Source organism: Flavobacterium pasteuri, from assembly GCF_048286615.1.
GTDB lineage: Bacteria > Bacteroidota > Bacteroidia > Flavobacteriales > Flavobacteriaceae > Flavobacterium.
On sequence record NZ_JBLVPN010000004.1, the window covers coordinates 223,145 to 248,262 of the forward strand.

At 33.7% G+C, this 25,118-nt stretch carries 23 protein-coding genes; 16 read left to right on the top strand and 7 right to left on the bottom strand.

Annotated elements, in window-relative coordinates; all coding sequences use genetic code 11:
- Positions 1 to 3: 3 nt before the first annotated feature.
- The 10 genes from ACNQF6_RS08015 (at position 4) to ACNQF6_RS08060 (ending at position 11,872) form a co-directional block, all read left to right on the top strand.
- Positions 4 to 1,155 carry a glycosyltransferase family 4 protein gene (locus ACNQF6_RS08015; protein ID WP_417964826.1) on the top strand — a complete coding sequence of 384 codons (1,152 nt, stop codon included), beginning with the start codon at positions 4 to 6 and terminating at the stop codon, positions 1,153 to 1,155.
- Positions 1,152 to 2,684 carry a glycosyltransferase family 2 protein gene (locus ACNQF6_RS08020; protein ID WP_417964828.1) on the top strand — a complete coding sequence of 511 codons (1,533 nt, stop codon included), beginning with the start codon at positions 1,152 to 1,154 and terminating at the stop codon, positions 2,682 to 2,684. The genes ACNQF6_RS08015 and ACNQF6_RS08020 overlap by 4 nt, the downstream gene beginning before the upstream one ends.
- A 2-nt stretch (positions 2,685 to 2,686) precedes the next feature.
- Positions 2,687 to 3,475, top strand: a complete 789-nt coding sequence (locus ACNQF6_RS08025) for a glycosyltransferase family 2 protein (protein WP_417964830.1) — start codon at positions 2,687 to 2,689, stop codon at positions 3,473 to 3,475.
- Between the two features lie 3 nt (positions 3,476 to 3,478).
- Positions 3,479 to 4,498, top strand: a complete 1,020-nt coding sequence (locus ACNQF6_RS08030; RefSeq protein ID WP_417964832.1) for a hypothetical protein — start codon at positions 3,479 to 3,481, stop codon at positions 4,496 to 4,498.
- Complete coding sequence (locus ACNQF6_RS08035) at positions 4,499 to 5,491, top strand: glycosyltransferase family 2 protein (protein ID WP_417964834.1); 993 nt, start codon at positions 4,499 to 4,501, stop codon at positions 5,489 to 5,491.
- Between the two features lie 56 nt (positions 5,492 to 5,547).
- Positions 5,548 to 6,531 (top strand): hypothetical protein, encoded by a 984-nt coding sequence (locus ACNQF6_RS08040; RefSeq protein ID WP_417964836.1) that lies wholly within the window; start codon positions 5,548 to 5,550, stop codon positions 6,529 to 6,531.
- 10 nt (positions 6,532 to 6,541) lie between these two features.
- Positions 6,542 to 7,657 (top strand): glycosyltransferase, encoded by a 1,116-nt coding sequence (locus ACNQF6_RS08045; RefSeq protein ID WP_417964838.1) that lies wholly within the window; start codon positions 6,542 to 6,544, stop codon positions 7,655 to 7,657.
- Between the two features lie 105 nt (positions 7,658 to 7,762).
- A complete protein-coding gene (locus ACNQF6_RS08050; RefSeq protein ID WP_417964840.1) occupies positions 7,763 to 8,863 on the top strand; it encodes a glycosyltransferase family 4 protein in 1,101 nt (366 codons plus the stop codon).
- Entirely contained in the window at positions 8,860 to 10,209 is a 1,350-nt protein-coding gene (locus ACNQF6_RS08055; protein WP_417964842.1) for an O-antigen ligase family protein, read from the top strand. Before ACNQF6_RS08050 ends, ACNQF6_RS08055 begins: the two co-directional genes overlap by 4 nt.
- A 268-nt stretch (positions 10,210 to 10,477) precedes the next feature.
- Positions 10,478 to 11,872 carry an exopolysaccharide biosynthesis polyprenyl glycosylphosphotransferase gene (locus tag ACNQF6_RS08060; RefSeq protein ID WP_417964844.1) on the top strand — a complete coding sequence of 465 codons (1,395 nt, stop codon included), beginning with the start codon at positions 10,478 to 10,480 and terminating at the stop codon, positions 11,870 to 11,872.
- Positions 11,873 to 11,906: 34 nt separating this feature from the next.
- On the opposite strand, the gene ACNQF6_RS08065 is transcribed toward ACNQF6_RS08060, so the two are convergent.
- Together ACNQF6_RS08065 and ACNQF6_RS08070 are read right to left on the bottom strand one after the other, a co-directional pair.
- The gene (locus tag ACNQF6_RS08065; protein WP_417964846.1) at positions 11,907 to 13,046 is read right to left on the bottom strand and encodes a lipoprotein N-acyltransferase Lnb domain-containing protein; all 1,140 of its coding nucleotides are present in this window, start codon (positions 13,044 to 13,046) and stop codon (positions 11,907 to 11,909) included.
- Between the two features lie 24 nt (positions 13,047 to 13,070).
- A complete protein-coding gene (locus ACNQF6_RS08070; protein ID WP_470303385.1) occupies positions 13,071 to 14,141 on the bottom strand; it encodes a putative type IX sorting system protein PorV2 in 1,071 nt (356 codons plus the stop codon).
- A 193-nt stretch (positions 14,142 to 14,334) separates the two neighbouring features.
- Here ACNQF6_RS08070 and ACNQF6_RS08075 point away from each other — a divergent pair, with 193 nt between their 5' ends.
- Together ACNQF6_RS08075 and ACNQF6_RS08080 are read left to right on the top strand one after the other, a co-directional pair.
- Entirely contained in the window at positions 14,335 to 15,051 is a 717-nt protein-coding gene (locus ACNQF6_RS08075) for a CDP-alcohol phosphatidyltransferase family protein (protein WP_417964848.1), read from the top strand.
- Positions 15,052 to 15,061: 10 nt separating this feature from the next.
- Positions 15,062 to 15,925, top strand: coding sequence for a glycoside hydrolase family 25 protein (locus ACNQF6_RS08080; protein ID WP_417964850.1), 864 nt, complete (start codon positions 15,062 to 15,064; stop codon positions 15,923 to 15,925).
- Between the two features lie 86 nt (positions 15,926 to 16,011).
- Here the strand turns inward: ACNQF6_RS08080 and lptB are convergent, their stop codons facing one another.
- From lptB to ACNQF6_RS08100, 4 genes are all read right to left on the bottom strand, one after another.
- Positions 16,012 to 16,752 (bottom strand): LPS export ABC transporter ATP-binding protein, encoded by a 741-nt coding sequence (gene lptB, locus ACNQF6_RS08085; RefSeq protein ID WP_417964852.1) that lies wholly within the window; start codon positions 16,750 to 16,752, stop codon positions 16,012 to 16,014.
- A 105-nt stretch (positions 16,753 to 16,857) separates the two neighbouring features.
- Positions 16,858 to 17,211: a carboxymuconolactone decarboxylase family protein gene (locus tag ACNQF6_RS08090; protein ID WP_417964854.1), complete on the bottom strand. Its 354-nt coding sequence runs from the start codon at positions 17,209 to 17,211 to the stop codon at positions 16,858 to 16,860.
- Complete coding sequence (tatC, locus tag ACNQF6_RS08095; RefSeq protein WP_417964856.1) at positions 17,212 to 18,018, bottom strand: twin-arginine translocase subunit TatC; 807 nt, start codon at positions 18,016 to 18,018, stop codon at positions 17,212 to 17,214.
- On the bottom strand, positions 18,018 to 18,983 hold the full coding sequence (locus ACNQF6_RS08100) for a KpsF/GutQ family sugar-phosphate isomerase (RefSeq protein WP_417964858.1): 966 nt from the start codon (positions 18,981 to 18,983) through the stop codon (positions 18,018 to 18,020). Before ACNQF6_RS08100 ends, tatC begins: the two co-directional genes overlap by 1 nt.
- An 85-nt stretch (positions 18,984 to 19,068) precedes the next feature.
- Here ACNQF6_RS08100 and recQ point away from each other — a divergent pair, with 85 nt between their 5' ends.
- Genes recQ through ACNQF6_RS08115 form a run of 3 tightly spaced genes read left to right on the top strand, consistent with a single transcriptional unit; the run spans position 19,069 to position 22,457 of the window.
- Positions 19,069 to 21,264 carry a DNA helicase RecQ gene (gene recQ, locus ACNQF6_RS08105; protein ID WP_417964860.1) on the top strand — a complete coding sequence of 732 codons (2,196 nt, stop codon included), beginning with the start codon at positions 19,069 to 19,071 and terminating at the stop codon, positions 21,262 to 21,264.
- Between the two features lie 9 nt (positions 21,265 to 21,273).
- Positions 21,274 to 22,029, top strand: coding sequence for a hypothetical protein (locus ACNQF6_RS08110; protein WP_417964862.1), 756 nt, complete (start codon positions 21,274 to 21,276; stop codon positions 22,027 to 22,029).
- 5 nt (positions 22,030 to 22,034) lie between these two features.
- A complete protein-coding gene (locus ACNQF6_RS08115; RefSeq protein WP_417964864.1) occupies positions 22,035 to 22,457 on the top strand; it encodes a hypothetical protein in 423 nt (140 codons plus the stop codon).
- A 98-nt stretch (positions 22,458 to 22,555) separates the two neighbouring features.
- Here ACNQF6_RS08115 and ACNQF6_RS08120 read toward each other — a convergent pair whose 3' ends face one another.
- Positions 22,556 to 22,792 (bottom strand): hypothetical protein, encoded by a 237-nt coding sequence (locus tag ACNQF6_RS08120; RefSeq protein WP_417964866.1) that lies wholly within the window; start codon positions 22,790 to 22,792, stop codon positions 22,556 to 22,558.
- Between the two features lie 287 nt (positions 22,793 to 23,079).
- On the opposite strand from ACNQF6_RS08120, the gene ACNQF6_RS08125 reads away from it, so the two are divergent.
- Positions 23,080 to 24,645 (top strand): NAD(P)/FAD-dependent oxidoreductase, encoded by a 1,566-nt coding sequence (locus ACNQF6_RS08125; protein WP_417964868.1) that lies wholly within the window; start codon positions 23,080 to 23,082, stop codon positions 24,643 to 24,645.
- The last annotated feature ends 473 nt before the right edge of the window (positions 24,646 to 25,118 follow it).

The following is a 25,118-nucleotide window of genomic DNA, read 5'->3' on the forward strand; positions in this document are numbered from 1 at the left end:
ACTATGCACATTGCCTTTCTAACTCCTGAATATCCCCACGAAAGAGTAGCTCAAGCTGCCGGTATTGGTACTAGTATCAAGAATTTAGTAGTTGCTTTGACCAAAGAAAAAGTCAAAGTTTCAGTATTTGTATATGGCCAGCAAGAGGATGCGGTAATTGTAGCGGATGGAATAACCATTCACTTGATAAAAAACCGAAAATACAAATTCATGGGTTGGTATTATCATAGAAAATACCTCCAGAACTACCTAAATAAGCACATCCTGTCTGAACAAATTGATGCTGTAGAAGCACCTGACTGGACTGGAATAACTGCTTTTATGCGTTTGAAAGCTCCATTGGTGATTCGGTTTCATGGTAGCGATACTTATTTTTGCCATATCGAAAAACGACATCAAAAAGTAAAGAATTTTTGGTTTGAAAAATTAGCAACTAAAAAAGCCAAGGCCTTTATTGCACCTACTGCTTATGCGGGAAATGTTTCCAGGGAATTATTCGGAATAAAAAATAAACGGGTACAAACCATTCATTACGGACTGGAATTGAGCCGTTTTGAAAATCCAAATCCTGCACTTTTTGAAAAGGGATTGCTATTGTATATAGGCACATTAATACGCAAGAAAGGCGTGTTTGAACTGCCTGAAATTTTTAAAAAAGTTAGGTTGCAATTTCCTGAAGTAAAGCTTATTTTAATTGGTGGAGATTCTTCAGATGTACAAACAGGCAGCCATTCGACCTGGCAACTGCTTCAAAAAGAATTTGATATAAATGATTTAGAAAAAGTAAGTTACCTCGGGAAAATACCTTATCAGGATGTTCAAAACTACATCAAACAAGCACACGTTTGTATCTTTCCCAGCTTTGCAGAAACTTTAGGTATGGTAACTATAGAATCAATGGCACTGCAAAAGCTGGTGGTTAATACTAATATTGGTTGGGCGCAGGAATTAATCGTAGATGGTGAAAGTGGTTTTCTGGTACATCCGCACGATCATTGTCTTTATGCTGATAGAATAATTTCGTTGTTAGACGACATAGACCTCTGTTTTTCAATGGGGGTAAAGGCAAGAAAACGTGTAGAAGCTGTTTTTGACATAGAAAAAATTGTGCAACAAAACATCCTTTTTTATCAATCTATAATTGGCCAATCGTGATTGTATTGTATCATCAAAATAATCGTGTAACTAAAGTTGTGTATAATCATAATGCATCGGTTGCTGTTGAGGTGCATTCGAGTATTGCTGAAGTACTTATGACATTGTCATATCAATTTCCTCAGGAGCCAATCGTCTGGTGCCATCAATTGCTGGAAAACAGTTTGAATGTGGATAAGATTACAACGCTTTTTCATCATAATAAAATGATGCTTTCGTATACCGCAACTGATACTGGTTTCTTAGGAAATGGAATAGGTTTTGTAGAAGAATCCCCTTTTATTAAAGTCAATAAAAAGTGTAGGTATCCTACTTGGCTTATGAGCAGTGATGTTGGAGTGATTCATGCTTCAGTACTAAAAATGATTGGAGATACTATAAAAGCCGACGCTAATTTTGATTACTTTTTAAACTCCCTGTCAAAGGTTGGGATGATTTTGGGGTTATTGTGTTATTCAGAACCTCAATTACTGTTGAAAAATCGACCACTACCCAATCCTCAAAAAGCCAATTTGTTTGTTTTATTTCAATTTGTAAAACAGCATTATAAAAAACGTTGGATTGTATTGTTGTTTTTCAATTTGCTGATTTTTGAAAAAAGATTTCCATTATTACCATTGCTGTATTCGTTGTTTTTTAAAAGCAGAAAGAAAAAGGAACTGAATTTAGATGCTATTCCGGTTCAATCTACTTTGACTGTTGCAGATAAAAAAACAATTGACGTTATTATTCCTACTATTGGTAGGAAAAATTATTTATATGACGTTTTGTACGATTTGGCCCAACAAACCCATTTGCCGGTTCATGTGATAATTGTAGAGCAAAACCCGCAACCAGGCAGTGTTTCAGAGTTGGATTTTTTGACGAATCAAACCTGGCCTTTTAACATCAAACATACTTTTACCAATCAAGCTGGTGCTTGTAATGCTCGTAATTTGGCTATAAGCCAAGTGGAAAGTGAGTGGGTATTCTTGAATGATGATGATAATCGTTTTGACGAAAAGTTATTGGAAACATTCTTACATAAAGTAAATCAATATGGAGTTTCCACACTAACAACGGCTTACCTTCAGCAAAATGAACCACAACGTTACAGCATTACGAATCAGTCGGGAATATTTGGTTCAGGAAATAGTTTTGTAAAAGCCAGTTGTTTAGCAACTGTATCTTTTGATATGGCCTTAGAGTTTGGTTATGGGGAGGATATTGATTTTGGAATGCAGTTGCGTAATAGCGGATTTGATGTTATTTATTTCCCGGAAATACGTATTTTGCATCTTAAGGCTCCCATGGGTGGGTTCAGAATCAAAGTAAAACAATTGTGGGATGATGAAAAAATACAACCTAAACCATCGCCTACTATTATGTATGTTTTTTTGAAACATTATACACAACAGCAACTTTTGTGCTACAAATTAGTTTCCTTTTTTAAAATATTAAAAAAGGAACCGGTAGCGAATTACCTTCTGTTTTTTAAACAATTTGAAAAAAAATGGAACATGAGTCTCAATTGGGCTAATAAGTTATAAATATGGGAAGTAATGAAATTAAAATAAGTTTTCTCGTCACCCATTATAACAGACCTGAAGATTTGTTACAATGTTTAACAGCGATTAAAAGCCTAAATGTATCAAATTCTGAGATTGTGGTTTGTGACGATGCGAGCCAAGAAGAACACTTAAAAACAATACAAGACTACGAAATTGATCAATTGATTCTTTCTAAAACTAATCAAGGACTTGCTGCGAATATCAATAAGGGTATCAAAGCTTGTAAGGGAGAATATATTATTTATTGTCAGGAAGATTTTCTTTTGTCTCCTCAAATCAGTAGTGTTTTATCGGAATGTTTGGATTTATTACAGCAGGGAAAAGTGGATTTGATTCGGTTTACATCAAATTTTGCATTTAATAAATTAGTTCCTTTAACAAATGCAGTTTCTGTGATTCCGAAATTTTCATTCCAAAATTTTTTACAGAATTACTATCAATACAGTGATCATCCCTTTGTGACCAAAAAAAGTTTTTATGATCGATATGGTACTTACTTAGAACAGACCTCCGGGAGGTATGGTGAAACTGAATATGCAATTCGAATACTTAAATCGAATGCTAAAATTGGAATAACCAATCAAAGATTGGCATCAACAATAGAGGGAAGTCAATCAGTTTTAGTGAACGAAAGTATAGCCGCGAATAAAGAGTATACTTTAAATAAAAAATGGGTTAAAATTGCCAGAGCATTCCGATTATATTTAGAATGTATTCTTTATAATAAATCCAAAAGAGGATTGGTAACCTATAAAAATTTTAGAAAATAATACATGCTAAAAATTTACACAGACCAACACTTTATTACACCGGAAAACCGAAGATGTGTTTTTCCGTTGTTGTTTGATTTGTGTTATACAAAAAATGAGCAGTTGTTAAGCAAGTATGAGTTGGTCACCCAAATGGAGGAAGCAGTTGTTGTAATTGTACCGTTAGATATCAGTGAGTATTTTCAAAAAAAACAGAAGCAATGGCTTTTTGATTATATAGACAAAGCTATTGCATTGCATAAAAAAGTATGGGTTTATACCGCTGGTGATTATGGATTTAGTATAAATAAAAAGGTTTATACTTTTAGATTAAGTGGTTTTAATTCAAAGTTTGATGCAAATACTTTTATTTTGCCTTCCTTCATTGAAGATCCTTATACTACTATTCAAAACCAATGTCAACCTATTCCTAAAAATCCACTACCCAGAATTGGTTTTGTAGGTCACGCAAGTAACTCTTGGACTAAATGGGTAAAAGAAGTATTAGTCTTTTTATTACACAATTACAAGCGACTGACCAAAGTGCTTTTTACCGATTATCAGAATTTTTATCCTTCTAGTATAAAGCGATACAAGTACTTGTCTTTATTGCAGAAAAATAATCAAATTAAAACTGATTTTGTTTTTAGAAATCAATACCGAGCCGGAGTAAAAACAGCACAGGATAAACAGAAAACAACTCAGGACTTTTTTAAAAATATAGCTGCCAATCCCTACATATTTTGTCTTAGAGGGGCAGGTAATTATTCTGTACGATTTTATGAAACCCTTGCCATGGGAAGGATTCCTTTTGTTATAGATACTGATTTTAGATTACCTTTGAAAGGAATTGTCAATTGGGAAGAGCATTGTATTCTTGCTACGGATACAAACATTTGTGAGGCATTAATAGCTTTTCATCAAAAAACAACTGCTGAAGATTTTGAAAAGATGCAAGTTAAAAATCGTAATTTGTGGCTTCAATTATTGAATAGAGAATCGTATTTTACAACGCTTTCTACTCTTTTTAACGAAAAAATATAAATGAAATTTGCTCTGATTGTTTGCACCTATATGCGTCCGAAACCTCTTTTGCAATTACTGCAATCTGTTATCGGGCAAACGGTTTATCCTGATGAAATTATAATTGTTGATGGTTCCTTAAATCAGGATACCGAAACAGTTTTGAATCAAAATCCTTTCCGAAATTTACACTATCATTTAGTAGCCACTGAACACAGAGGGCTTACCAAGCAACGTAATTATGGTGTAGGAAAATTAAATGAAGGAATTGATATTGTTTGTTTTTTAGACGATGATACCGTTTTAGAAAAAGACTATTTTGAACAAATTTTGAAAACCTACACGGATTATCCGCAAGCGTTGGGTGTGGGAGGTTACATTTGCAATGAGAATAAATTTCAATTTGTAGGACCTAATTATCAGCCTACAATCCAAGAATTTTATTTTGACGGATGGAAGCAAAAGGACGGAAGCCGATTTGTGCTACGAAAAAAATTAGGGTTGGACAGTGATTGTCCACCGGGTTATTCCTCACTGTATTCTCATGGGCGTAGTGTAGGTTTTTTACCTCCAAATGGCAAAACGTACGAAGTGGAAATGTTGATGGGCGGGGTTTCCTCTTTTAGAAAAAAAGTATTTGAAACGCTGCATTTTTCCACTTATTTTGAAGGCTATGGCTTGTATGAAGATGCTGATTTTACCTTAAGAGTCGCTAAAATAGGTAAGTTATACTTGAATACAGCGGCCAGACTACACCATTATCATGATGCTGCAGGAAGGCCTAATCAATATAAATATGGTACAATGGTGGTGCGTAACGGATGGTATGTGTGGCGTACTAAAAACCCAAGCCCTACATTAAAACATCGGTTGAAATGGCATGCTATTACTTTGCTTTTAATCGGAATACGGTATAGTAATGTGCTTACGACAAGCAATAAAAAAGAAGCCTTAACAGAAGCTTTAGGAAGAACTGCGGGGTGGTGGAGTTTATGGATTAATAAGCCGAAGTAAGTTTTAATGAAAGTAATGCATTCCATATTTAGTTCCCAATAGGTAATGACAAGATTATGAAAGAAATACAAGTATTGAATATTCCTAATTTTTATTCTTCTTACTATTTGTTAGGATTGAGTCAAGAGTATAAGGTCAAATTCAAAATGGACCCTAGTTTTGCTAAGTTCAATAACAAGCCCCTACTGATTTTTAAGGTTAATAATACAATAGCCGTAATAGATAATGATGATCCTACAGGAGTTCATCCCGAATTATATGATTTAGCCAGTATTTATTTTGTGACTAATAAGCTTATCAATCACGATTCTTATAAACAGCCAAAAGTTAAACCACTTTACCCTCATTATCCCGTTAATATTGTTCTGCTTTATTGCCGTGTTTTTGGATTAGGTTTATTTCGTTATTTGAAATTAAAAGAGGTATTGCAACAAATTTATATTCTTCTAAGAAGGCCTTTGTATGTGCAGTACCAAAAAAGTTTAAAAAAAGATAATTTTATTTTTTTCTCTTCTAATATTTGGAAAAAGGAACCAGAAACCAATCAAATTCGTGCTGAGTTTATACGTTTTTGTAAATCAGATAACAGAATAGTATTTAAAGGTGGATTTATACCCCGCTCTGATGGGAATAATTATGGATTTGATAATGAACTTAACGATGAAAAATATTCTCCTAGAATGTTCTCAAAGTTAAGCGCCAGAACTAAAATTGCATTAAATAACCCTGCAGTATGTGGAGCGGTGAGTTGGCGATTAGCTGAATATTTAAATCAAGGTTTATTTGTTTTATCATTTCCTTTTAAAATTGAATTGCCTAAAAATTTAACACAGCATACTGAAGCTCATTTTATAGAAAAAACTACAGAATTTAAACCACTTTTTGATAAAATAATTGATAATACGGACTATCATGAAACAATAGCCGCTAATGGTAAAATCTATTTTGATAGGTTTTGTACCCCATTGGCACAAGCAAAATATGTGGTTGAGTCTGTATTAAATAGCGAGTCAACTTTAATAAACGATTCAAAACTGTAATAGTTATAATATGAAGTTCGCAATATTTACCCATGTTCCACATTCTAAAGCTGATAATCAATATTATGCTTATGCGCCCTATGTTAGAGAAATGAATGTTTGGGGGGGAAATGTAGATGAATTAGTTATTGTTGCTCCTTTTTTTATTGGTGATACAACTGCAATTGACAATTCGTATGTACATCCCAAAATAGAGTTTATATCCGTATCAAATTTTGATATCCTATCGCTTAAATCTATTTTGCGGACTATTCTAAAACTGCCTGGTTTACTAATGGTTATTTTTAAAGCCATGCAATCTGCCGATCACATTCATTTGCGCTGTCCCGGCAATATTGGTTTGTTAGCTTGTATAGTACAAATTGTATTTCCGAATAAGCCTAAAACTGCAAAATATGCAGGTAATTGGGATCCTAAATCCAAACAACCTTTGACATATAAATTGCAACAATGGATTTTGAATAATACTTTTTTAACCCGAAATATGCAGGTTTTGGTTTACGGTCAGTGGGAAGGCATGAGCCAAAATATAAAACCTTTTTTTACGGCTTCCTATACAACCCATGATATAGTACCTGTTGCTCAAAAAAGTCTAAATGAAATTGTTGACTTTGTTTTTGTTGGTGCCTTAGTACAAGGTAAACATCCGTTATATGCTATACAATTAGTAGAAAATTTGCATCAAAAAGGATATGCAGTGAGATTGAATCTTTATGGAGATGGGGTGGAACGAGAAATGCTGGAGGATTATATTGCAATACATACTTTAGAAAAGATTGTTTCATTACAAGGAAACCAATCACAGGAAATTGTTAAGAAAGCCTATCAAAGCAGTCATTTTGTAGTATTACCTTCTGACAGTGAAGGCTGGCCCAAAGTAATCGCGGAAGGTATGTTTTGGGGTTGTGTTCCTCTAGCTACTGCAGTTTCTTGTGTTCCGTTTATGTTAGATTATGGTAAAAGAGGGATTTTATTGGAGCAGGATTTAGAGATTGATAGTGCTAAAATTGAGGTGATTTTACAGGATCAAACCGATTTTGATGCTAAAAAAAATAAAGCTGCTGAATGGTCCAGAATGTTTACACTGGATGTTTTTGAGGAAGCGATTAAGGAGTTAATTGTATAGGGGATTGAAGTTTAAAGTTTAGATGGTTAGAATTGGTAGCTATGGGAGTGGCAAAATGTAAAACTCCTTGATTAAGAGAACTAAAAATAAGTGTAGAGAAGCAAGATGCAACATAACAATCATAAAATAAGAGTCATTCAAATTATAGATTCTCTTGAGCCAGGTGGTGCCGAGCGTATGGCAGTGAGTTATGCTAATGCATTATTTCATACAATCGAGTTTTCTGGATTGGTAGTTACTCGTAAAGAAGGACCGCTTTTAAGTCAGGTTGACGAAGGGATATCATATTTATTTTTAAATAGAAAAAATTTGATTGATTTTAGAGCACTTTTTAAATTGCATTCTTTTGTTTTAAAAAATAAAGTGACTCATATTCATGCCCATAGTACCTCTTTTTTTATAGCTTTTTTATTGAAGTTAGTTCATCCTTCAATACAATTAATTTGGCATGACCATTATGGGGATAGTGAGTTTTTATCCAAAAGACCATTAGGTGCTTTAAAAATTACGTTACCTTTTTTTAGCGGAATTATAGCCGTAAACCAAAAATTGAAAGTTTGGGCTGAGCAAAAAATGAATTTCAAGAATACGGTTTATTTGCCTAATTTCCCTTCTGAAGAGAATAATAGCAACGTCCTTACTGTATTGAAGGGAGTTGAAGGAATGCGAATTGTATGTTTAGCTAATCTGAGAGTACAGAAAGACCATTTTTTATTATTGAAAGTAGCTAGTAAACTAAAAATATCCCATCCAGAATGGACTTTTCATTTGGTCGGAAAAGATTTTAATGATTTCTATTCTCAAAAAATTAAGGATCTAATAGTTTCTTTTGATTTAGAAAAAAATGTGTTTCTTTACGGTACTAAATCCGATATTGAAAATATTTTGCAACAAGCTGCTATCGGAATTTTAACATCTCAATCTGAAGGTTTGCCTGTTGCTCTTTTAGAATACGGACAATTAAAAAAACCTGTTGTAGTTACTGATGTAGGTGAAATATCCTCGTTGATTATCAATGGAGAAAACGGTTTTCTTGTGGCTCCTCAAAATGAGCATTTGTTTTACGAGGCATTAGGAGCATTAATGGACAGTGAGTTTCAGCAGCTTGAGTTTGGTAATTTGCTTTATAAAAAGGTCCAGGAACATTATTCAAAAAAAGCTGTCGTTGCAGCGTATTTAAATTGGTTAAATAATACTTGTAAATGAAAAAAGAGGATCAATCCTATTTGTTTTTAATTCTTTTCCATGTCGTTCTAGGGGCAATGGTGTATGCAGTTCCTTTTATTTCTAAAATATATGGGTATTTCATTTTTATTTTTGGTATTTATTATGTCATTAAAAGCCAAAACAGAAACAATGAGGCACTTATTGCAGCTGCATATATCGTAGGAAGTGAAGTTTTTTTGAGGATGACGAATGGTAACCCCTTATATGAAATTTCTAAATATGGGGTGATGGTTTTTATCTTTATTGGGATGTATTTTCGCGGATTTTCTAAAGGTGCCGCACCGTACTGGTTTTTTTTGATATTATTGGTACCTAGTATAGTCATTTCAACATTTGAATTGAATTTAGGTACTGATATTCGAAAAGCGATCGCTTTTAATATATCAGGTCCCGTTTGTCTTGGACTCGCTTCCTTATATACCTATAGACGAAAAATTTCATTAGAAGAGACTAACAATATTTTGTTAAGTATGGGATTGCCAATTGTAACTTGTATGGTGTATTTGACTCTTTATACACCAAATGTTAGAGATATTATCACCAGTACACAATCTAATTATGAAACTTCCGGTGGATATGGACCTAATCAAGTAGCTACTATACTTGGCTTGGGGATGTTTGTTTTTTTCTCTCGTATCATATTGGATAGTAAATCAAAATTTCAAATTTTAATCAATGTTTTTTTAGCCTTGAATATTACGTATAGGGGTATGATTACTTTTTCTCGTGGAGGAATGATTACTGGATTTTTGATGATTGTCTTACTGCTGATCTTTTTGTATTTTAAATCTAATTTTGCAGGGAAGGTGAAATTAAATTATATCATTGTTTTATTAGTAATTGCACTAACAGCAACGTGGTCATTTACATCGTTTCAAACAGGTGGGCTTATTGATAAGCGGTATGCGAATCAAGATGCCGCTGGAAGGGCAAAAAAAAGTCAATTGACTGGAAGAGAGGAGATAGCAGCGGATGAAATTAATATCTTTTTAAAGAATCCTATTTTTGGTGTAGGTGTTGGGAAAGGGGTCGAAGTTAGAAAATTAGACACCCCAGGGGCGGCTTTGTCACACGATGAAATTACTCGTATGTTAGCAGAGCATGGTTCATTAGGAGTATTAGCGTTACTGATTTTATTTTTCACACCTCTGGTTTTGTATATAGAAAACAAGTTCAATATGTTTCTACTGTGTTTTGTTGTCTTTTGGTTGTTAACCATTAATCATGCTGCTATGCGAACTGCGGCTCCTGCCTTTGTGTATTCTTTATCTTTATTGAATGTGCAGTTGGGAAGTACTAGGAGGGTTAAGAATGAAGAAGAATGAGCAGTTTTTTAGTGATCAGTAATCAGATTTCAGTGTTCAGAAGTCGTTGATTTATTCTTTATTATTATTAATTAAGTGTATTCCGGATCTGTTTTGGACATATTTTAATATTTAAAAAAACACTAAAAGTACTTTGTTTAGCTATCTTATTAGTATTTGTGTTGTATTAAAATGTGCTCTATTAAAATTTTGTTAAAAAAAATAAAACTTCTTCCATTTACTTCGAGGCAAAAGTACTAAATTGCAGCCTTAAACGTAAATACCACCTATGTTTTCAGTTGATAAAATGCATTTTGAAATATCAGAACGAAAGATGATTCTGCGTGTTTTTGATGTGTTTTTTGTTTTTGGTTCTTTGTTCTTGACAGGAAATATATTTGATTTTGATTATTTTATTTTGTCTACCAATAATTTGTACTGGATGTTAATTCTAGGCATTTATATCAATCTTTTCGGGACTATCTTCGAAATGTATAATCTTCAGGTTGCCAGTAATCAATTTCAGGTACTAAAGAGTACTATTCTTACCGTTTCAACAACTGTGTTAGTGTATTTGTTAACACCCATTTATTCTCCAGAACTTCCTTCAAAAAGAATTCAGATTGTATTGTTTTATGTGGTGGTGTTTTTGGCTCTGTTTTTATGGCGCATGTTTTATGTCTCGTTTTTAGCCTCTACTCGTTTTTTGCAAAATGCAGTTTTAATCTGTGATAATGATCAAGTAGAAGAGTTAATATCCGGATTAGAAAATATCGATCCCCATTATAAAATAATTGCATTTGTTAATGCTGATACCGCCGAAGATGACACAGTAGAATTTCCCTACGTTAAAAATATAAAGCGGGATGCGTTGTTTTCTTTCGTAAAACAAAATTCTATATCCGAAATTGTGATTGCTTCCCAAAAGACAGATGGAATTACAGCTGATTTGTATCAGCAATTACTTTATTTACTGGAGTCTGGAGTTATAATTCGAGAATATACACAAGTCTATGAAAGTAAAACGCAACGTATTCCGGTGCATTATATGTCCAGAGATTTTTATCGGTTTTTTCCTTTTAGTAGAAGTAATCACAATAAGTTGTATTTAATTGCTGTTCGTATTTTTGAAATCAGTGCTTCGGTGCTTGGATTGTGTATCGGTTTGGTATTATTTCCTTTAATACTAATTGGAAACGCAATAGGAAATCGAGGAAAGCTATTTTATACCCAAGAACGTGTAGGTAAAGATGGGATGGTCTTTGAAATTTTAAAATTCAGGACTATGGTCAGTAATGCTGAATCTAGTGGGGCAGTTTTTACGACTACAAATGATTCTCGAGTAACTGTATTTGGTAAGTTTTTAAGAAAAACCAGAATTGATGAATTTCCACAATTTATAAATATCTTAAAAGGAGATATGGCCGTTATTGGTCCACGTCCAGAACGTCCTTTTTTTGTAAAGGAAATTGCTGATGTAATGCCTTTCTATGAAACAAGACATATCATAAAGCCCGGTCTTACAGGATGGGCGCAAGTGAACTATGCATATGGAGCTACAATTGATGATAGTTTGATAAAGCTTCAATATGACTTGTATTATATCAAACACAGAAGTATCTTTCTGGATTTAAACATTGCTTTTAAAACAATTACGACTGTTTTGTTTTATAGGGGGCAATAGTATTGTTATTATTATTATTTAAAAAAAAATATTTTTAAATGATAATTGGAATCCGTTTTTTATTCTGCATTGCCATTCTGACCAAAATAATTCCGTTGGTAATTATTAATGGTAATACCAGTAAAAAATGAGCTTTGTTGATTACTACAAAGAAATAGATTCCTAACGACAGGATATTAAATAATGCCAGATTGTAAATTCCTTTTTTGTTTTTTGTCCAATAAAAATAAAGTAACCCCACTAAAGTTGGATTGAAAAGTAAAATATTATAGTTGTATCCTAATTCCAGATGCGAAGAATAAAACCCAATAAACGTAAAGAACATACCTATTAACGCTATCAGGATGAGATAAAACAAATCGATACTTTTCTTATTTATGAGTACAATAAACCCAAGGAAAAGGATATAGGTATATATATTATTCCACCATGATTCAGGAGCTTTATTCTCGAATTCTAACAGTGTCTTGTTATCCTGTGCTAGTGGTTGGTTCTGAAAAGAAATGTTTTTCAGGCTTTTTTGCAGTTCAAAAGGTAAAAATAATTGCTTACCTAAACCATCTACTTTTTTTCCAAAGATGATGCTCGTCCCTAATTTTTCGTAAAAGTGATTGTCAAAATACGGATAAAGGATCGCTCTGTAAGTGATATCCGAATCTGCATTTTTTACAATTGCGGTAGTGTCTAGCGTTTTGTTGATGATGTCTACTACCATCGATGTACAGTTCTTATCAATAAACTTGTATGTGTAATGACTTTCGCCTGAGGCCAATGAAGTGTTCAGATTGTCAAATAGTTTTTGTTTTAAAGAGGATGGAATGTTTAACTGCTGTTCATAAACAGATCTTTTTTCATATTGATATTGATTAATGAAATCAGGGTAGGAGTGTGCCACGGCAAAATATTGCAAGTCCCCTTTTATAAATTTCATAACAAAATTAGGAGTGTTAAAATCAAAAGCGCCATAATTGTATACCACATCAATTCCGTTGACCGTATCGTGCACTCGAATTGCAGTATGTCCAAAAAGAGAATAGGATTCATTCCCCGTTCCACAAGTAAGCACGCTGACTTGTGTGTTTTGTGACAATTCGATGCTTTGTCCGAAACTATAACTTGTAGTTGAAAACAAGAGTATGAAAAGAACTATTTTTTTTAAAGAAGCTAAATCCATTTGTTACGGTATTGTTGTTTTAAATTAATTTCTAAACATTCCCAAATCTACTTTAACTGAAAAAATATTAGAATACAAAGCTGTACTTTGATCGCCTAAATCAGTCAACGCATAATCAATCTGGATGCCTTTGTATTTGAATCCCAAACCAATATTAGGCTGAAAACCCACTTTTTCGGAGTTGTCCAGTTGTTGTACATTCTGAAAATTACCCACGCCTGCACGAACAAATACCAAATCAATATAGCCAAATTCAAGACCTAAAGCCGGATCGATGCTGACAAAATCGGTCGAGATAAGATCATTCGTTTTTGCAAATCGCATGTTCATATTTGCTGCAGCCAAAATACTGTAATCATATCGAATGATGAATTTTTTAGCGATTCCTAATTGTGCTTTTGGAGCCGTAATCTCAGTACTCTCCGGTAATTCTTGGTTTTCTCCGGGAATAGAATTGGCAATTTTCTGATATTCGTCCTCATCAATATTCCATACGTTATACGTGGTGGTTATATCTCGAAGCATTAATCCAAATTTCCAGTTGTTCTTTTCGAATTGTAATCCGACATCAAAACCAAAGCCCCAGGAATTGGCAAATTTGCCAATGATTCGTCGGATAACTTTTGCGTTTACGCCATATTGAAATCCGGGAACAGGTAGTTTTCGAGCATAAGAAAAAGTAAAACCATAATCGGCCGTAGAGAAAAGACTGATTCTGTTGTAGTCAATATTACCTTGGCTGTCGATTAGTTCGGTAGTATTTAAAATATCATCAACACCAAAACGAATAAATGAAATTCCCCAAGCACTCCGGTCATCTATAGGGCTTGCGTAGGCCAAGTAATCGTATTGGGCTATATTAGCAAAATAATTAGCATGCATTAATGACACCTGATGATCCTCTAGATGAATCAGTCCTGCAGGATTCCAATACCCCGAATTAACATCACTTGTAGTAGCCACAACAGTATTAGACATGCCTAATGCAGCCGCATCCACGCCGATATTCATAAACTCATTCGAGTATTTTCTGACAGCTTGACTGTGAATTAGCGTACTAACTAAAACCGCTGCTAAAAGGAAGCTTTTTTTCAATGGGGTCATTTTTACAAACGATAAGTCTGTTTAATTTTTATCAAAAATATAATTTTTTACTGAGCTTATTTCTTCCTTTCGGTAAATATATCCAAACAAGAAATCACTGTTGAAAAAACTCTATTAAAAAACGTACTTCTCCTTGACTTATTATGCTAAATTTGCCAACTGTGGTTCACTAAATTTTATAACTATGACTATTAAAAAGCATATCCCCAATATTATTACTTTACTAAATCTTTTTTGCGGTTGTATCGCTTTGGTTTTTGCTTTTAACCAAGATTTTGAAATGGCATTTTATTTTGTTTGCTTGGGTATATTCCTAGACTTTTTTGATGGTTTTTTTGCCCGATTATTCAATGTGTCTAGCCCGCTTGGATTGCAGTTGGATTCTTTGGCAGATATGGTTACTAGCGGAGTAGTGCCGGGCTTAGTAATGTTTCAAATGATGGTTAGTCATCTATCACCAGTGGTAGAAGGATATTTACAAGTTTTTCCTTATTTAGGATTTTTGATTGCCTTAGGTTCTTGTTACCGATTGGCAAATTTTAATATTGATACCCGCCAAACTGATTCTTTTATTGGTTTGCCAACTCCTGCCAATGCGTTGTTTATTTTAAGTCTGCCTTTGGTTTTAAAATACACGGACTCTTTATTTGTTATCGAAATTTTGACAAATCAATGGGTTTTATTGATAATATCGGTATTGAGCGCTTATATCTTGAACGCTGAAATTCCATTGTTCTCCTTAAAAATCAAAAAGTTCAATTTTAAAGATAACACGATTCAAATTGTGTTTTTGATTTGTTCTCTTTTATTGTTGATTTTTCTTCAATATCTAGGAATTCCTTTAGTAATTCTCTTTTATGTTTTGCTTTCTGTGGTGAATAATAAAGTGCTAAAAAAGTAATTCTTTTTGAATGAAAAGAAAAACGGTCAGAAGAAAAACTACGGTAGTTCGTAAACCTAAAAAGAAAGCAACTGTTTTCTCCGGGAAGGCTTTGCGTTATTCTATTGTTGCTTTTTTTGTTATGCTGATTGGTGCTGTTGGCTATCATTATAGAGATGGTTTAGCGTACTATTTTAGTTTTAAATCAGATAAAATTCTAAGAGAAGAAACCGAAGCCAAGCGCATTTCTGATGTTCGAAATTATCAGGTTTTAGAAAAACACGAGGGGAAAAGTATTGGTTTGGATGTTTCAGAATATCAAGGCAAAATCCGATGGACTTATGTCGATACTTTAGAAAATAAATACCCGCTGCATTTTGTGTTTATTCGTGCTACTGTTGGTAAAGATAGAAAAGACCGCCAGTTTAATAAGAATTGGCTTGGCGCCAAAGAAAATAAAATGATTCGTGGAGCCTATCATTATTATCGTCCCAACGAAAATTCAATGGAGCAAGCCGAACTTTTTATTAAAACAGTAACCCTTCAAAAAGGAGATTTACCACCCGTTTTAGATATAGAAAAACTTCCTAAAAATCAGTCGATAGAAAATCTTAAATTAGGTTTAAAAAGATGGTTAACTACTATAGAATCGCATTATGGTGTAAAGCCTATTATTTATACAGGCGAGCGGTACTATGATGATTTTTTAAAAGAAGAATTCAGTGATTATCTTTTTTGGATTGCTAATTATAACTTTTACAGAGAAGAAATAGCCGAAGATTGGTTGTTTTGGCAATTCACCGAAAAGGCATCAGTTCCTGGCATTAAAGGTAATGTAGACATAAATATATACAATGGAGATTTACAGCAGTTGCGGTATATCACTGTGGAGTAGTTTTTTTAATGAGTAGTTTTTAGTGAATAGTGAAAAAAATGTAGAATACTGATGACTTTTTTTAAACTGAATACTAACCACTTTCTTTAAAACTCCAATTTTTTCTTTCTCAACTCAAAATTTTGTCCCAAATACACACGACGAACCATTTCATCTTCCACTAATTCTTCGGGCATTCCCGCTTTTAGGATTCCACCTTCAAACATCAGATAGGTTTTGTCAGTAATAGCCAAGGTTTCCTGAACATTGTGGTCGGTAATAAGAATGCCAATGTTTTTATTTTTTAATTGTGCTATAATTCTTTGAATATCTTCAACGGCAACAGGATCAACACCCGCAAAAGGTTCATCTAATAAAATGAATTTTGGATCGGTGGCCAAACAACGTGCAATTTCGGTACGACGGCGCTCTCCTCCGGAAAGTAAATCGCCACGATTAGTTCGAATGTGTTCTAAGCTGAATTCTTCGATTAAACTTTCCATTTTAGCCTCTTGTTCCGCCTTGGACAATTTTGTCAATTGCAGTACACTTAATATATTATCTTCAATGCTTAATTTTCTAAAAACGGATGCTTCCTGTGCTAAATAACCAATTCCCTGCTGTGCTCTTTTGTACATAGGATAATCAGTAATATTCAAATCATCCAGAAATATATTGCCTGAATTTGGTTTAACCAATCCTACAATCATATAAAAAGAAGTAGTTTTTCCAGCACCGTTAGGTCCCAAAAGCCCTACGATTTCGCCTTGATTTACTTCTACCGAAATGCCTTTTACAACACTTCGCCCTTTGTAGGTTTTAATTAGATTTTCGGCTCTTAATTTCATTTTTTTTAGTTTAATCGTTTAAACTGGTTAACTGTTTATTCGTTAAATTGTTTAATCGTGTCAAATAAACGAATAAACAATTAAACGATTCAACTTCTTAACAAATTATTTGGTTGCGTTTTCTTCCAATGCTTCCCAGAATTCATAGGCTCTACGTAAATGTGGTACTACGATTGTTCCGCCCACAAGAGTTGCAATTCCCATTGTTTCCATCATTTCTTCTTTGGTAACGCCTTCTTTATGGCTGGTTTCCAAGTGGTATTTTACACAGTCATCGCATCTTAAAACTGCCGAAGCTACTAATCCAAGTAATTCTTTCGTTTTTACATCCAAGGCGCCTGCTGCATATGCATTGGTATCTAGATTGAAAATTCGTTTTACAATTTTATTATTGTCTGCCAATAATTTTTCGTTCATTTTAGAACGGTATTCATTAAATTCTTCGATTATATCAGCCATTTAATTTTTTTTATTTTTTACTACTATTTTTGAAATTAAGATACTTGCTTCATAGATTAACAACATCGGAATGGTTACAATGATTTGACTCACCACATCAGGTGGGGTTACAATTGCAGCAACTATAAGAATGATGATTACGGCATATTTCCAATATTTTCTCAAGAAAACGGGTGTTACTAAACCTAGTTTTGTGAGAAAATAAATAATTATGGGTAGCTCAAAAAACAAACCACACGCAATAACACTTGTTTTTACCAAGCCAATATATGAATCAATACTAAACTGGTTTTTTACTACTGTACTGATGGTAAAAGTTGCAAAAAAGTTTACTGACATGGGTACAATTACAAAGTAGCCAAACAATACACCCAGAAAGAAAAGTAATGAAGATGAAATGATAAAAAGTCTCGCATGTTTTTTCTCAGTATCATATAATGCAGGACTGATGAACTTCCAAACTTCCCACAGGATGAATGGAAAACCAAGAATAAATCCTGCTGTTATACAGGTCCAAATCAAAACGTTGATTTGTCCCTCCATGTTTGTGTTTTGGATGATGAAAGGCATTTCGGTTACGCAAATACTTTCAGCAAAGCCCAATTGATTTGACAGGTCGCAAAAAAAGCGGTAGGTTACAAAATTAGCATTTGTAGGACCAAAAATGATGACATTAAAAATATAATCACTAATGAAAAAAGTGACTGTAGCCAAGATTAATATTGCAATTGTGCTTCGAACCAATAACCATCTTAATTCTTCAAGATGATCTAAAAACGACATTTCGTTTAAGTTTTTTTTCGCCATTATAGTATACCTTCTTTTAAAATATCGTGTAAATGTAATACTCCTTTGTATTCTCCATTGTCAACAACAACTAATTGTGTGATAGAGAAGTCTTCTAATATATTAAGTGCATCTACAACCATAGCAGTAGATGGTATTAATTTTGGGTTTTGAGTCATAATATCTTTGGCGGTTAAATCAGCGAAAGAATCTCTTTCGTTTAACATTCTTCGAATATCACCATCGGTAATAATACCGATAACTTTATCTTTATCGACAACCGCTGTTACGCCAAGACGTTTTTCAGAAATTTCGAAAATAACCTTTTTTATTGATGCATCAGGCGATACCATAGGTTTCAAGGTGTGTTCTAACATGTCTTTTACACGCAACAATAATTTCTTGCCTAACGCGCCTCCAGGGTGGTAAACGGCAAAATCTTCCGGTTTGAAATCGCGCATTTCCATAAGGCAAATGGCAATTGCATCACCCATTACTAATTGTGCAGTTGTACTGTTAGTTGGAGCAAGGTTGTTAGGACAAGCTTCAGCATCTACGGTGGTGTTCAAAACAAAATCAGAACCTTTAGCAAGAAAAGAAGCAGTATTTCCAGTTATTGCGATCAATGTATTTTCAAAACGTTTTAGGAGTGGCACTAAAACCTTTATCTCAGGACTGTTGCCACTTTTTGAAATACAAATGATAGTATCTTCATTTTGTATCATTCCTAAATCACCGTGAATAGCCTCTGAGGCGTGCAGAAATAGCGATGGTGTTCCGGTAGAATTAAAAGTGGCTACCATTTTTTGGGCAATAATAGCACTTTTTCCTATCCCTGTAACCACTAGTCTTCCTTTGGAATTATAGATATTTTGTGTCGCTTCAATGAAGTTTTCATCAAGAAAATCAGTTAGTTTGGCAATAGATTGACTTTCCGATAAAATAGTTTTTTTGGCGCTAGCCAATATATTTTCTTTAGATATCAAAACAGAATAATTAAAATTTGTATGTGTAAAAGAAATTTGTACCTTTAGGTGTTGCAAATTTATACAAAATACCACATAATAAAGAATGAATTCAAACGAAATTGACATCCACAAAGAATTAAAGAAATATTTTGGCTTCAGCCAATTTAAGGGGTTGCAGGAACAAGTCATAAAAAGTATCCTAAACCAACAGAATACATTTGTGATAATGCCCACAGGAGGAGGAAAATCACTTTGTTATCAATTACCAGCTTTGATTCAAGACGGAACTGCTATCGTAGTCTCGCCTCTTATTGCTTTAATGAAAAATCAAGTGGATGCCATCAGAAGTTTATCTTCTGAAAATGGTGTTGCCCATGTTTTAAATTCCTCTCTTACTAAAACCGAAATTACTCAGGTAAAAAAAGATATTACTTCAGGATTGACGAAGTTATTATATGTTGCACCTGAGTCTTTAACAAAGGAAGAATATGTGAGCTTTCTTAAAAATGTGACCATATCTTTTGTAGCTATCGATGAAGCGCATTGTATTTCGGAGTGGGGACATGATTTCAGACCGGAATACAGGAATTTAAAGCATATCATCAAGCAATTGGGAGATGTCCCTATTATTGGGCTTACTGCCACAGCAACGCCAAAAGTACAGGAAGATATTCTGAAAAACTTAGACATGTCTGATGCTACCACTTTTAAAGCATCATTTAACAGACCCAATCTGTATTACGAAGTACGTACTAAAACTAAAAATATAGAATCGGATATTATTCGTTTTATAAAACAACATAAAGGCAAATCAGGAATTATTTACTGTTTAAGCCGTAAAAAAGTAGAGGCTATTGCCGAAGTTTTGCAAGTAAACGGAATAAGTGCCGTGCCTTATCATGCGGGATTAGATGCTAAAACCCGTGCCAAACACCAAGATATGTTTCTTATGGAAGATGTAGATGTGGTGGTGGCTACTATCGCTTTTGGGATGGGAATTGACAAACCGGATGTGCGTTTTGTGATTCACCACGATATTCCAAAATCACTAGAGAGTTACTATCAGGAAACTGGTCGCGCAGGTCGTGATGGTGGTGAAGGACATTGTTTGGCCTACTACTCTTATAAAGATGTCGAGAAATTAGAAAAATTCATGTCAGGTAAGCCGGTGGCAGAGCAGGAAATTGGATTTGCTTTGTTGCAGGAAGTTGTGGCTTACGCCGAAACGTCTATGTCAAGAAGGAGATTCCTGCTTCATTACTTCGGAGAAGAATTTGATGATGTTAATGGTGATGGTGCTGATATGGATGACAATATTCGAAATCCAAAAACCAAAGTTGAAGCTATAGGTCAAGTAGTGCAACTATTGGAAGTAGTTCGCGATACGAAACATTTATACAAATCAAAAGAAGTTGTTTTTACCTTGATTGGCCGTGTCAATGCTGTCATCAAAGCACATAGAACAGATGCGCAGTCCTTTTTTGGATGTGGTTCAGATCATGATGAAAAATACTGGATGGCTTTGTTGAGACAAGTTCTAGTTGCAGGTTTTTTATCAAAAGATATTGAAACCTACGGTATTGTTAAAATAACAAATAAAGGATTGGATTTTATTAAAAACCGAGAATCCTTTATGATGTCTGAAGATCATGAATACAACGAATCTGAGGATGAAGCCATAGTTACCGCTTCTAAATCTACCGGAACTGCCGATGAATTATTGATGGGTATGTTGCGAGATTTGCGTAAAAAAGTGGCTAAGAAATTAGGCGTTCCTCCATTTGTGGTTTTTCAAGATCCATCATTAGAAGATATGGCTTTGAAATATCCTGTTTCTCAAGAAGAATTAGTTAATATTCATGGTGTAGGCGAAGGAAAAGCTAAGAAATACGGAAAGGAATTCTTAGAATTAATCAGTCGATATGTACAAGATAATGATATCATTCGTCCAGAAGATTTAGTGGTGAAATCTACAGGAGTAAACTCCGTAAATAAACTTTATATCATTCAAAATATCGACAGGAAATTATCCCTCGCTGATATTGCTTCTGCCAAAGGTATCAATATGGATACTTTGATTAAAGAAATGGAGCAAATTGTGTATTCCGGAACTAAACTAAATATAAAATATTGGATTGACGATATGCTTGACGATGATCAGCAAGAGGAAATTCACGATTATTTTATGGAATCCGAATCTGATAATATAGAAAACGCACTCAAAGAATTTGATGGCGATTATGATATTGATGAATTGCGCTTAATGCGAATTAAATTCATCAGCGAAGTAGCTAATTAAAATAGTTTTATGAAGTTTTTAAAAGTGCTTTTTGCTTTTGTTTTTTTAGTGTCAGTGAAATCATTTGCAACCGGTCAGGTTCCGGATTATTTAATTATTGAAAATGATACCTTAGCTATACAATCAAATCCGTTAGAAGGTTATTTTAAAGATCATCCAATTCCAGAAACATTAATAACTAGCTTTTCCAGTGCCAATTGGAGAGGTTATATAGCTTATTTTAAATTTTTAGATGGAAAACTTGTTGTTGAGAATATTTATAAAGAAGATTATAAAGATAACAGTAACGGTAAGACTAATTATTTCTTGACCTCTATTTATAAAGATGTTTTTGGAACGAATGCTAATTTTGAATGCAATTATTATTCGGGTTTACTAGTATGTCCTTCAGGAGAAATATTGCAATATGTACATATGGGTTATAGTTCTCTATATGAAAATTACAATCTCATAGAAATAAAAAACGGAATTAATCTTAAATCGAAAAAATTTACTGCGGAGGAGTTTCAGAAATTTAAAAGAGATTATTTTAAATATTTTAAGCGTACCGAAGAATATAAAATAAAGGTTAAAGAATATAAAGAAATGACGATTCAGACTGGTTTTTCTAACAGTTTATTTTTAATAGAAAATCCAGGTATCGGAAGAGAAAATAAATCTTTAAAGGAAAAAGAAGCTGATTTTAAAGCGGATAAGCAAGTCGATTCTTTTATGTTTGCTTTTTTAAATGATTATATGAAAACAATAAAAATCCCAACGAATTAATATTTATGAAAAAAATATTCCCATTTTTTAGAATAGTTGCTTTGCTAGTATTTTCAATTTCAATTTTTAGTTTTTCAATCTATAAAAAAGAGCAAGACGATAAGTTGATTGGTATTTGGAAGGGTTTTGAAAAAGATAGACAAATAGAAGGAGTTGAAAAACATTGGATACAACAAAGATTTGCTGATGGCACTTATGTAATAATGTTTACCGCAAAGGAAGATTGTGAAGTAAAGACCTTTACTGAAAAAGGGAAATGGTGGACTGAAGATGGTAAATTTTACGAATCTTCAGAAAATACTAAAGATATCGATGTTTATAATTATGAAGTCAAAAATGATGAGGTCGTTGAATTTAAGAGTATAAAGCTATCTGGGGAAAACAACGAGACCTATATATTCAGTGATTACAAACTTGATTTAAAGTAGTTCATGTTTGAGGTCTAACACTTAAATTCCAATTACTGCCGTTATTTTGTATCTTTTATTTTGAGATTTTCTTAAGATAGTGGAATTTAAAAGTTTTTCTAGGTATATATTTCCCCACGATGCGGTTTCAAAGCATCTCGAACCTGAATCATGTTTTCATCCGTTACTACCATAAAAGCAATGGCTTGCATTTCACCTTGAATTTCAAAACCCGTTATATTCAATGGTAATTTTTCAATTGTTATGTATTCTTTTAAATGAATTTCGTGATGTTCCGCTGTTTTTGCAGCAGCCGGACCACGAAAATCCCATATCAGTTTTATTTGTCTAGACATTTTTTATGAGGTACAAAAGTTCAGTAATCAGTGTTCAGTAATCAGTGTTCCTCGAAAATCAAATATTAATTTTATTCTTAATTGTTTAATAGGTTGAGGAGTTATCGTTTTACTATTTTTGAATTGCAAAGTTACAAAGTCTAATTCGAAAATTAGGCAATTTGAAAATTTGAAAATGGATTTTCCTTTCAATAACAAGAAGTCAATACAAAATACTACTTTTGTGCCTGGATTATTTTAGACATTTTTAAAAGTCAAATAATCTAAAAATCGAATAATCTAAAAAAATGCCTCAAGAACTCTTATTACAAGTATCTCCAGAAATTGCAGCAAATGATTTGTTGTTGAAAAATCATTTATCGAAACAAATTAAGATTTCCGTAAATGAAATTCAGCACGTTTCTATTTTGAAAAGATCGATTGATGCCCGTCAAAAAGCAATAAAAATCAATCTTAAGGTTGTAATCTATTTAAAAGGAGAACCTTTTCAAGAGCAAAAAATTCAACTTCCGGATTATGGTAATGTGGCTACAGCTCAAGAAGTAATCGTTGTTGGCGCAGGACCTGCGGGACTTTTTGCTGCTTTACAATTGATAGAATTGGGATTGAAGCCTGTAGTTATTGAGCGTGGAAAAGATGTTAGAGGCAGAAGAAGAGATTTGAAAGCCATCAATGTGGATCATCTTGTAAACGAAGATTCCAATTATTGTTTTGGCGAAGGCGGAGCAGGAACCTATTCAGATGGGAAGTTGTATACCCGTTCTAAAAAAAGAGGTGATGTAACGCGAGTTTTGGAATTGTTTGTCGCTTTTGGAGCTTCAGAAGATATTCTGATTGAAGCGCACCCACATATTGGTACCAATAAATTACCTCAAATTATTCAGGATATTCGAGAAAAAATCATCGAATGTGGCGGACAAGTTTTATTTGAAACCCGACTGACTGATATTTTAATAAAAAACAATGAAGTGCAGGGTATCGTTACTCAAAAAGGAGACACGATTCTTGCTAATAAACTTATTTTGGCCACAGGACATTCGGCTCGTGATATTTTTGAATTATTGGATAGAAAAAAGATTTTTATCGAGGCCAAACCTTTTGCCTTGGGCGTAAGGGCAGAACATCCACAATCTTTGGTTGATAGCATTCAATACAGTTGTGATTATCGTGGCGAATATTTACCTCCGGCTCCGTATTCTATTGTGAAGCAAGTAGGAGGAAGAGGAATGTATTCCTTTTGTATGTGTCCCGGTGGCGTGATTGCACCTTGTGCCACAAGTCCTGGTGAAGTGGTTACCAATGGTTGGTCGCCATCCAAAAGGGATCAGGCTACTGCCAATTCCGGAATTGTAATCGAATTGCAACTGGAAGATTTTAAACCTTTTGCTAAATTTGGTGCTTTGGCCGGAATGGAATTCCAAAAAAGTATCGAGCAACGCGCCTGGCACTTGGCTGGTGAAAGTCAAAAAGTTCCCGCACAGCGTATGATTGATTTTACACAAAACAGAGTTTCATCGGATATTCCTAAAACGTCCTATGTTCCCGGAACGACTTCAGTAGAAATGGGACAGGTTTTCCCAGGATTTTTAACACATATATTGCGAGAAGGATTTACTGAATTTGGAAAATCGATGCGTGGATATTTAACAAATGAAGCCATACTTCATGCACCAGAATCCAGAACGTCTTCGCCAGTGCGTATTCCCAGAGACCCATTGACCTATGAACATCTTCAAATAAAAGGGTTGTACCCTTGCGGAGAAGGCGCAGGTTATGCTGGTGGAATTATATCTGCAGCTATTGATGGCGAAAAATGTGCGTTGATGATTGGAAGGATTTTGAACCAAAAATAACCGGAATAGAAATTTAGGTTTTCCTAAAGATTTTCTTGCTTTGAAATGAATTTCACGAATTGTCGCCATTATCAATTATTATTAATTAATTGGTATTGGTGGCTTATGTTTCGGGTCGTACCCATGCTGACTTTACGTTTTTCTACTAAATCTATCGTTTTTTTGCGTTTGTTTAATTTTTTTAAATTAGATGTTATGCTTTTTCGTTACGTTGTAGATCTTTAGATTCTCAGTTACTAAAGACTAAAAGTGATTGATTAAGTGCCCATGCTGTTTTTTATTTTTCAAAATAATAATTCATTCTATGTTTGTATAGGTAGTTGTGGACTGTCAGTATTTTTTTTTCATATGACAAGTCGATAATTTTATATACTGATGGTCACCAATATTTACGTTTTTCTTTATTCCTAATTTTTATAAATTATCATCTTTGTTTATTTCGATTATAATTTAGAGTTAATAGTAAAATAATA

What these genes read in the sequence shown, in the direction of transcription:
- ACNQF6_RS08015 (WP_417964826.1), top strand. Translation starts at nt 4, where the DNA reads ATGCACATTGCCTTTCTAACTCCTGAATATCCCCACGAAAGAGTAGCT.
- ACNQF6_RS08025 (WP_417964830.1), top strand. Translation starts at nt 2,687, where the DNA reads ATGGGAAGTAATGAAATTAAAATAAGTTTTCTCGTCACCCATTATAAC.
- ACNQF6_RS08030 (WP_417964832.1), top strand. Translation starts at nt 3,479, where the DNA reads ATGCTAAAAATTTACACAGACCAACACTTTATTACACCGGAAAACCGA.
- ACNQF6_RS08035 (WP_417964834.1), top strand. Translation starts at nt 4,499, where the DNA reads ATGAAATTTGCTCTGATTGTTTGCACCTATATGCGTCCGAAACCTCTT.
- ACNQF6_RS08040 (WP_417964836.1), top strand. Translation starts at nt 5,548, where the DNA reads ATGAAAGAAATACAAGTATTGAATATTCCTAATTTTTATTCTTCTTAC.
- ACNQF6_RS08045 (WP_417964838.1), top strand. Translation starts at nt 6,542, where the DNA reads ATGAAGTTCGCAATATTTACCCATGTTCCACATTCTAAAGCTGATAAT.
- ACNQF6_RS08050 (WP_417964840.1), top strand. Translation starts at nt 7,763, where the DNA reads ATGCAACATAACAATCATAAAATAAGAGTCATTCAAATTATAGATTCT.
- ACNQF6_RS08055 (WP_417964842.1), top strand. Translation starts at nt 8,860, where the DNA reads ATGAAAAAAGAGGATCAATCCTATTTGTTTTTAATTCTTTTCCATGTC.
- ACNQF6_RS08060 (WP_417964844.1), top strand. Translation starts at nt 10,478, where the DNA reads ATGTTTTCAGTTGATAAAATGCATTTTGAAATATCAGAACGAAAGATG.
- ACNQF6_RS08065 (WP_417964846.1), bottom strand. Translation starts at nt 13,046, where the DNA reads ATGGATTTAGCTTCTTTAAAAAAAATAGTTCTTTTCATACTCTTGTTT.
- ACNQF6_RS08075 (WP_417964848.1), top strand. Translation starts at nt 14,335, where the DNA reads ATGACTATTAAAAAGCATATCCCCAATATTATTACTTTACTAAATCTT.
- ACNQF6_RS08080 (WP_417964850.1), top strand. Translation starts at nt 15,062, where the DNA reads ATGAAAAGAAAAACGGTCAGAAGAAAAACTACGGTAGTTCGTAAACCT.
- lptB (WP_417964852.1), bottom strand. Translation starts at nt 16,752, where the DNA reads ATGAAATTAAGAGCCGAAAATCTAATTAAAACCTACAAAGGGCGAAGT.
- ACNQF6_RS08090 (WP_417964854.1), bottom strand. Translation starts at nt 17,211, where the DNA reads ATGGCTGATATAATCGAAGAATTTAATGAATACCGTTCTAAAATGAAC.
- tatC (WP_417964856.1), bottom strand. Translation starts at nt 18,018, where the DNA reads ATGGCGAAAAAAAACTTAAACGAAATGTCGTTTTTAGATCATCTTGAA.
- recQ (WP_417964860.1), top strand. Translation starts at nt 19,069, where the DNA reads ATGAATTCAAACGAAATTGACATCCACAAAGAATTAAAGAAATATTTT.
- ACNQF6_RS08110 (WP_417964862.1), top strand. Translation starts at nt 21,274, where the DNA reads ATGAAGTTTTTAAAAGTGCTTTTTGCTTTTGTTTTTTTAGTGTCAGTG.
- ACNQF6_RS08115 (WP_417964864.1), top strand. Translation starts at nt 22,035, where the DNA reads ATGAAAAAAATATTCCCATTTTTTAGAATAGTTGCTTTGCTAGTATTT.
- ACNQF6_RS08120 (WP_417964866.1), bottom strand. Translation starts at nt 22,792, where the DNA reads ATGTCTAGACAAATAAAACTGATATGGGATTTTCGTGGTCCGGCTGCT.
- ACNQF6_RS08125 (WP_417964868.1), top strand. Translation starts at nt 23,080, where the DNA reads ATGCCTCAAGAACTCTTATTACAAGTATCTCCAGAAATTGCAGCAAAT.